Source organism: Kitasatospora sp. NBC_00240 (genome assembly GCF_026342405.1).
In the GTDB taxonomy this organism is placed as follows: domain Bacteria; phylum Actinomycetota; class Actinomycetes; order Streptomycetales; family Streptomycetaceae; genus Kitasatospora.
Genome location: NZ_JAPEMU010000007.1, coordinates 1 through 7,561, shown reverse-complemented (window position 1 = coordinate 7,561; position 7,561 = coordinate 1). Strand labels below are relative to the sequence as shown.

Below are 7,561 nucleotides of genomic sequence, written 5' to 3'. Positions count from 1 at the left end.
GTGACGCGCCGCCGCTACGCGGCGGCCTGACGCCCGACGCTCCGCGCCGGAGGCGTGGGCGGCTCGCCCCTCCGGGGCGGTGGCTGACTGTGATGGCGGGTGGGTTGCTGACTGTCCGTGGTTTGTGCTGGTCAGCAGCCTGCTTGTCGGGGTTTCATGGCCTGCTCCTTCCTGATCTGTCGTCAGGATAGCAAAGGCCGGCCTTCCTGGTCGAGCGCCGGGGGCGGCCGGCGGCCGGGCGGGTCGCCGGTGGGCCGGGCCCTCCAGCCCCGCCTTGGTGGTCTAGACCCATTCGGGCCTTTCCGGCCTGGAACCCGCCAGGAATCCGGCCCGGCCCCGTATCAGAATTCGCCTGCCAGGCAATCCCGCCACAACGGGCACCCCATCCGGCGCCGCCCGACGATTCCCGGCCGACGGCGTATCAGAATCCGCCCGTCGGACAATCCTGCCACCCAGCCCGTGCCCACCCATTCACGATATTGCGCGAATTGCGGGTAGCAGCCACATGCCCGGGAATTCCGGCCCCGAATTTCGGTCTCCCTGCTCCGCAGTGACACCGAAACCTGCCCTCCGGACGCCAATGCAAAAGCAGCATACCGGGACAGCGGTGGCACCCATGCGAAATCTGCAAACCGCCCCGGGATGGCATGCGAAAAACGCAACACACCCACATGCACAAAACCCATACCGGCGGCCACCACCCCAGGGCCGGCCCGGGCCCGGCGACGGCTCCACCCGACCACCCCGGACCGCAGGATCTTCGGCCGGCGGGGTGGAGCTCCGCCGGCCTCACCGGAAGATCTCCGGCCGCCGGCACCCATCAGCTTCACGGCGGTGGTGGGCCCGATGCGGCGGGCGGCGAGGATCCCTGACATTCGCTTACTGTGAGTTGCAGACCTGTACCTCTACGTAAGGATTGCTGATGCCGTACTCACCGCTGCTGGTCAAGCCGATGCGGGAGGAGCTGACCCAGGTCGGCTTCACCGAGCTGCTGAGCGCCGAGGACGTCGACCGGGCGATGGAGGAGGCCAAGAGCGGCACGACTCTGGCCGTCTTCAACTTCGTGGACGGCTGCTCGGCTGCAGTGGCCCGCCCCGGGGTCCGCCTGGCCCTGGAGAACGGCTCCAAGCGCCCCGACCGACTGGTCAGCGTGTTCGCCCAGCAGGATTTCGAAGCCACCGCCCGGATGCGCTCCCACTTCGAGGACATCCCGCCCTCCGAGCCCTCCATGGCCCTCTTCCAGGACGGCGAACTCGTCTACTTCCTCCCCCGCCACCGCATCGAGGCACGCGCCGCCCAGCAGGTCGCCGCCGACCTCACGGAAGCCTTCAACGAATTCGGCAAGTAGCCCCCGGCCCACCCCGCACACCTCCGGCCCAGGGCGCCCACACAGGCGCCCTGGGCCGGAAGCGGAAGCGGCCTGAGGGGTGTTCATGGCTGGTGCAACGACGGGGGCCGGGCCGGTGGCGGCGCGGCGGCCGGCCGGGTGTGAGGGTTGTCGCCCGGCGGCCGGGTGGAGGGCGGCTTCGCGGGTACGCGCCAGCCGGTCGGTGAGCAGGACGGCGTGCCGCTCGACGGCCTGGTCGTCGTCCAGGCGGTGAAGGCCGGCGCGGGCGAGGGCCGTCGGCCCCGGGCCGGCGAGGACCGGCCGTGGCCCGCCCGGAGGGCGCGGCCGGCGCCTGCCGGACGCCACCACCAACCAACAGCCCCCGGCAGGGCCCAAAGCCCGACCGACCGAACCGACCACCACCACCGGGAAAGGACCAGAAGCAGGGGTTGTCATATTTTCCGTCGCTCGGAAAACTGGCCCTGAGCTGCGGAAACGGCGATGCCGTCGCGAGGGGGCCGGGGTACCTACGGTGGTACCTGCGGTGGCACCTACGGGACTACCTGCGGTGGTGTCTGCGGTGGTAGCTACGTGGAACGCCTCACCGGCCGGCCCGGGGCGCGGCCGGCGCGGGCAGGTGGCGCCGTGGCGGGCGCCCGCCGGCTGATGGCCCGATGTGTGCGTCTCAGGTGCCGGCGGGCGCCGCCGGGGGCCCTGCCAGTGTGGCCGAAGGGCCGGGGAGCGGCTGCGCGTGGGGAAGAACGGTCGGTATGCGACGGCAGCGGGTGTACCCGCTCCGGGACTGCCTGGGCGCCGAGGGCGTCGAGGTCCTGGCCGAGGAAGTGGGCCGGCAACCTGGCCGCCGGACACCCTATGCCCACAGGATCTCCCGCCGCGTGGAGGGAAGATCCCCCAACCCCGCACGGAAGACGTGCGGCCTCGCGCCCCCGGCATCCCGCTTCGCGCCTCACCAGCGGCACTCGGGGGAATAGCGGGGGCGCAAGTAGGGCAAAGGGGGCTGCATGCAGCAGCGATGGGTGTACAAACTCCGGGACTGCCCGGACCGTGAGGACGTCGAAACCCTCTCCAAGCAGACGGGCCGGCCCCGACATGTCCTCGCCCGCCGGCGCAAGGACGGCGACGGCCTGGCGGACGGCTACGTCCTGCAGTGGATCGACGCACAGGTGCACACCGCCGTCTACAGCTGGATACAGAGCGGCGATCCGCAGCAGGTCACGGACGACCTGCTGCAGTTCCTCACCCAGGCCTGCCCCGACGGCGGCACGCGGTGAGCACCGTCACCCAGCACGGACGGTGCCGCGCCCAGACACCCCACGGACCGGACCATCGCCCATCGGGACAGCCCACAGGGCCGCGCCGCCCCACCACCCCACCCAACCCGAACCCCACTGGGTTCTGGGCTCTGGGCCCAGAACCCAGGTGGACCCCCGTTGAGCCCTCACCGGACGTGCCTGTGGCGGGCTCGGATCGTTGACCAAGCGTCACAACGCAGTCCCGGTCTGATCTCTCTCGGGGCGGGCCGGCCATCACCGAGGAGCGACCGACCATGAGCGAAGCGAAGATCACAGACCTGACGGTCAAGGACACGGGCAACGGTGCGCGGGTGACGGTGGTCGTGGAAGGCCCGCGCCCCGACTTCGCCGACCTGCAGCTGCTCATGGAGGGCAGGCAGGTCACCCTGCTGGTGGGGCCTGTCGCCACCAGGCCCCAGCCCTCGCCCCAGGTCGACGTGCATCCCCTCATCAAGTTCGTCGGCACCATCGGCTCCGCCTTCGATCCCAACCGCCGCGACGAGTACGGCGTGGCCGTGAACGTCAGCACGACCCGCCCCGTCGAGCTCAGCGACGTCACCCTGACCCCGGACGACAGTGACGCCAACGTCACCCGCTACTACCTCGACATCCGCTGACCCACCGACCCTCTGCCCCACCACGAGGCCGCCACCCACACCCCGGGCTGGCGGCCTCCCCCATGCCACGACCAGACAGTCACGCCTGTGGGGTGGTTGTCCGGGTGGCGGGGTGTGGGGCTGGCGGGGAGCATCGGGTTCATGGTCGACACGGAGGCCGCCTCGCCGCTGAGTCACGATGCGCATTACCTGGTGGCGACGGCGGGCTTGTACGGGTGGCACGTCGGGCGGCAGCCGAACGGGCCGGTCCGGCTCACACGCCCCGGCTGGATCCTCACCGTCGCCTTCCACCCCCACGGCGAGTTCCGGCACGGGCGCGCGCACGGACCCGCGGTGGAGGACGAGGACGTGAACCTCGTGGAGGTCCTGGAGATCCTGGAGCAGTGCGGCAGCCCGGTCCTGCCCGCGTAACCGGGCCGGCGCCGAGGGGACCTCTTCCCACGGCTGTCGCGTGGGGAAGAGATGTCGGCGACGAACATGGGCTTGCCCATGGGGTTTGAGCTGGTGGAACGTCCTGCCGGGCGAATGGGGGGCTGCGCCTCTCGGCACACCTGTCCGGCGCCCGGTGCAGCCGCCTGTCCGGCCCCCTGTGGGAGCAACCCGGGCGGGGCCCTCTGGGGCCTCGCCCGGCGGGGCGCGGCACGGGGCTTGCCCACCCGCCCCGGGTCGGGGTGGGCAAGCCCTGGCGGCCGGCTCAGGTGCGCTGGGGCCAGCTGTCGGGCCGGGGACGGCGGTAGGCGGGGCGCTGGGGGCGTCCAGCGGCCTGCTGGAGGGCTGCTTCGCGGGTGCGCTCCAACCAGTCGGCGACCCGGCGCAAGGTGGCGTCGTCGAGCAGGGCGGCGAGCTGCTCGACGGCCTGGTGGTCGTCGTCGTCCAGGCGGTGGAGGCCGGCGCGGGCGAGGGCGGTCCGTACGGTCTGCGTCCTCGGGTCGGAGGCGGCCGGCTGCTCGGAGGTGTTTTCGGTGGCGTGGTGCTGGGCGGCGTTTTCGGCGGCTTGGCGTTCCGCGTCTTCGCGGCGCCAGCGCTGGACTGTCGGATCGGCGTCGGGATTGTAGGTTTCCATGTTCTCTTCGGCCATGACGTAGCCGATTCGGCGCCATTCCTTGTGGGCCTGGATTGCGCCCTTGATGGCGGCCATGTCGCCGTCGTTTTCGCAGACCTTGGAGCGGTGGTGTTCCCATGAGGCGGCGTCTTCGGTCGCTTTGGTGATCTGCTCGCGGGTCATTCCGGTGGCCTGGCGTCGGATGCCTTCGCGGCTGCTTCGCATTCGCCTCATCGGGTTTTCCTCTCCGGTCGGTCGGTGTGGTGGATTTCTAGCAGGACGTCCCAGGGATTGGCAACGGTGCCCCGGGGTGTTTGCGTCGGCTGCGCCGGGTGGTTTATCGCGTGTGCAGTAGGGAGGTATTCGCGAGGGATTTTTGTCGTCTCGTGGGCTGGATTTTCACCTGTCCGGACCCGTCATCTCCCGAGGTTTTGACGGGCCCTGCCGATGCCTTCTGTGCCTGCTGGTCACGCCACAGCGGCCCGATACCCGCCCGGGGGTGAACGCACTGTCGGCCTGGCGGAAGGGTGGAGGTTCGTTCATCCTGAACGGACCTTCACCGGCCCGGATCGGGAGGTGTTCGTTCAGGGTGAACGAACCTCCCGGTACGACGGCGGATAGGAGACGTGGGTGAGCCAGGCCGGATACGGCTTCGACGCCGAGGCGTTCCGTGCCGCCCGCAGGGAGGTCGGCGCTTCGGTTGCCCGGATCGCCCGCGGGGCGGGCGTCACCGAGCGCGCCGTGAGCCTCTACCTGGCCGGCACCCGCACTCCCCGGCCCGAGGTGCTCCCGCGCCTGGCGGCCGCCGTGGGGGCCGCCCCGGCCGACCTGTGCACGGTGGAGCACGAGTGCCTGGTGCACCTGCGGGTGTACACCGGCCGCAGCCGCGCGGCGATGGCCCAGGCCCTCGGCATGGCCGAGGAGACCTACCGGCAGGTGGAGGTCACGGGCCACCGGGGCCGGACGGCCACCAGCCGCTACGACGGACGCTTGGACCGCTACATCGCCTGGGAGGAGTGGGCGGCGCCCGCGTACGGCGTGAGCGCGCAGCGGCTCGCCGAAGCCGAGCAGCACACCCGGCAGGCGTGGCAGGAGCTGCGGGCCGAGCGGCGGCGGGCGTGGCTGGAGCAGCTCGATCAGGTGGAGCGGGCGCGGCTCGAGCGGCTCGGGAAGCGGGGGCGCCGGGCCCGCGGCGAGGGTGGGGGGCCCGGCGCCGGGCGCCGGCCGGTGAACGGACCCGCGCGGCCGTGGTCGGGAGTGCCGCCGAAAGGCAGGGATTGAATGGCGGCCGGAGTTTTCAGGCGCGGAAGAGTCGCCTTTTCTTCGGCGGCGGTTCGGGGCGGCGCAGGTGCTCTCCGGTGCTGAATTCGCGCTTGTTGTAGCAGTCCCAGCATTCGATGGCTTCGGGGTCGTAGGCGAGCAGGTTGTTCTCGATGAGGCCGGTTTGGCAGGTGACGCAGCGTTCGCGTGCCTGGGCTTCTTTCAGGGCCTGCGCGTCGTCGGCGGCGTTCTTCGTGTCGCGGCAGGGGGAGCAGTCGGTGGTGCCGTCGCTGGCCTGCCAGTGGCTCTCGTATTCGTCGGGGCGCCGGCGGCAGGTGGGGCAGCGGGAGGCTTCGGCCTTCTCCTCGGCCTGGCGGTCCTTGGTGGCCTGGGCGGCGTCGTCCTGGGCCTTGAGGCGGGCGCGGGTGCGGTCGGTGTACTCGCGGCCTGCCAGGGCGTCGGTGAGGCTCTGGCGGGTGTCGTTGCCGTAGCGCCACCAGATCTCGCCCTGCGGCCCGTGGGTCTGCAGGTCTTCCAGGCGGGCGACCACGATGGGGATGGAGTCGGTGAAGTCGAACGGGTCGTGCCGGTCGGGCTGCCAGTAGGCCGCGGTGAGGTCGCGGACCTTGACGGAGAGGTTGTCGGTGCCGAGCCTGCCGGCGCCGGTGAGGACCAGGGCGATCGGCGGCAGCGTCGCGGGGTCGGCCTGCGGGTACTGGCGGCGCCACAGCGGCAGCAGCCCGGGGCTGCTGCGGGCCCGCCAGTCGGTGCTGTCGGTCGGCAGCGCGGGGCGCTTGTAGGTGAGGTGGAAGAACTCCCAGTAGCCGGCGAACTTCGCCGCCAGCTCGGTCGGCGTCTCGTTGTGCCGGTCCACCTCCACCAGCAGCAGCGGGACCCCGTCGTCCGGGGCCTGGAGGACAGCGTCGGTGATGGCGCGCAGGCGGGGGCCGATCTCGTGGACGGTCTCGGTGGACCAGTCGGTGATGGTGCCGGTGCCGGGCCCGGCGTCGGGTGCGGTGCCTCCGGCGAGGATGGCGGCGATGGTCTCGTTCACCATGACGCTGTGCGGGGCGCCGGTGCGGCCGGCTCCTCGGGCGGTGCCGCCGAGGTCGCGGCCGGCGGGGAGGACCTCGGCGGCGGCGTCCAGGCCGGCCGGGGTGAGCCGCCAGAGCTTGTCCCGGGTGGTGGTGCGGCCCTCGGAGAGGGTCAGGCCGTGCAGGCCGAGGTCGAGCAGGGCCGCGCGCAGCGCCTTGTTGCTCTTGAGTCCGGGGCGGGTGATCCGCTGGAGTTGGTCTGCGGTGGCCACCTTGAGCACGCCGAGCGCGGCGAGCACGTCGGCGCGCATCCGGCTGGTCGAGCCGTTCGGGTAGTCGGTGGACCTGGCCCACGACGTCCCGCCGGGCCCGGCCGCTCCCGGCTCCACCGCCGGCTGGTCCTGTTTCTGTTGCTGGTCCCCGTTCATCCGCTGATGATCTCCCGGGCCACTGTCACCGCCTCGGGCCGGGGCCCCGCGCCCGCTTTCCCGCCCGCGCCCGACCTCCAGTCGGCGCCCGGCCACCCGGCCGGGGAGGGAGGGCAGCAGCGGCCCGGGAGCGTCACACACAACCCCAACCGACCAACTACCTACAAACAGAAGGAACGGGGTTGTCGAGACGGCGAAAAGGCGGCTTGTCCCGGGTCTGACCTGCGGTTTTGCCGCCCCTGGGCGGGAGGCGTGCGGTAGGGGTGGTGGTGCGGGTGCCGGTAGGGCCTGCGGTAGGGCTGACGGAAGCTCACCGGCCGGGGGTCCGGGCCGGGACAACTCCTGACGCCCGGCCCGGGAACGTGGGCGCGGGGCCAGAGGATCGGACGGCGGGTTGGTGCCTCACCGGGAGGTTCACCGGGAATCCCACCGGGAGCGCCACCCGGACCCGCAGGGCCCTCACCGATGCCTTGACGGCCTCTCAGCAGCCCGCCGGGCAGGCCCCGACGCTGGGTCCAGGCTACCGGTGCGGGGCCGCGT

7 protein-coding genes are annotated in these 7,561 nt (G+C 71.9%); 5 read left to right on the top strand and 2 right to left on the bottom strand.

Features of this window, described 5'->3' with window-relative positions; genetic code table 11:
- The first annotated feature begins 922 nt into the window (after positions 1–922).
- The 4 genes from OG689_RS44665 to OG689_RS44650 all read left to right on the top strand — a co-directional run bounded on the left by OG689_RS44665 (position 923) and on the right by OG689_RS44650 (position 3,668).
- The gene (locus OG689_RS44665) at positions 923–1,348 is read left to right on the top strand and encodes a BrxA/BrxB family bacilliredoxin (protein ID WP_266329387.1); all 426 of its coding nucleotides are present in this window, start codon (positions 923–925) and stop codon (positions 1,346–1,348) included.
- A 1,001-nt stretch (positions 1,349–2,349) separates the two neighbouring features.
- Entirely contained in the window at positions 2,350–2,619 is a 270-nt protein-coding gene (locus tag OG689_RS44660) for a hypothetical protein (protein ID WP_266329386.1), read from the top strand.
- Positions 2,620–2,894: 275 nt separating this feature from the next.
- Positions 2,895–3,257, top strand: coding sequence for a hypothetical protein (locus OG689_RS44655; protein ID WP_266329385.1), 363 nt, complete (start codon positions 2,895–2,897; stop codon positions 3,255–3,257).
- 141 nt (positions 3,258–3,398) lie between these two features.
- Complete coding sequence (locus tag OG689_RS44650; protein WP_266329384.1) at positions 3,399–3,668, top strand: hypothetical protein; 270 nt, start codon at positions 3,399–3,401, stop codon at positions 3,666–3,668.
- Between the two features lie 283 nt (positions 3,669–3,951).
- Here OG689_RS44650 and OG689_RS44645 read toward each other — a convergent pair whose 3' ends face one another.
- Positions 3,952–4,482, bottom strand: a complete 531-nt coding sequence (locus tag OG689_RS44645; RefSeq protein ID WP_266329383.1) for a hypothetical protein — start codon at positions 4,480–4,482, stop codon at positions 3,952–3,954.
- Positions 4,483–4,929: 447 nt separating this feature from the next.
- Between OG689_RS44645 and OG689_RS44640 the strand changes: the two genes are divergently transcribed.
- A complete protein-coding gene (locus OG689_RS44640) occupies positions 4,930–5,580 on the top strand; it encodes a helix-turn-helix transcriptional regulator (RefSeq protein WP_266329382.1) in 651 nt (216 codons plus the stop codon).
- A 16-nt stretch (positions 5,581–5,596) separates the two neighbouring features.
- Here OG689_RS44640 and OG689_RS44635 read toward each other — a convergent pair whose 3' ends face one another.
- Entirely contained in the window at positions 5,597–7,021 is a 1,425-nt protein-coding gene (locus OG689_RS44635) for a replication-relaxation family protein (RefSeq protein WP_266329381.1), read from the bottom strand.
- Between the last annotated feature and the right edge of the window lie 540 nt (positions 7,022–7,561).

What these genes read in the sequence shown, in the direction of transcription:
- OG689_RS44655 (WP_266329385.1), top strand. Translation starts at nt 2,895, where the DNA reads ATGAGCGAAGCGAAGATCACAGACCTGACGGTCAAGGACACGGGCAAC.
- OG689_RS44645 (WP_266329383.1), bottom strand. Translation starts at nt 4,482, where the DNA reads ATGACCCGCGAGCAGATCACCAAAGCGACCGAAGACGCCGCCTCATGG.
- OG689_RS44635 (WP_266329381.1), bottom strand. Translation starts at nt 7,021, where the DNA reads ATGAACGGGGACCAGCAACAGAAACAGGACCAGCCGGCGGTGGAGCCG.
- OG689_RS44650 (WP_266329384.1), top strand. Translation starts at nt 3,399, where the DNA reads ATGGTCGACACGGAGGCCGCCTCGCCGCTGAGTCACGATGCGCATTAC.
- OG689_RS44660 (WP_266329386.1), top strand. Translation starts at nt 2,350, where the DNA reads ATGCAGCAGCGATGGGTGTACAAACTCCGGGACTGCCCGGACCGTGAG.
- OG689_RS44665 (WP_266329387.1), top strand. Translation starts at nt 923, where the DNA reads ATGCCGTACTCACCGCTGCTGGTCAAGCCGATGCGGGAGGAGCTGACC.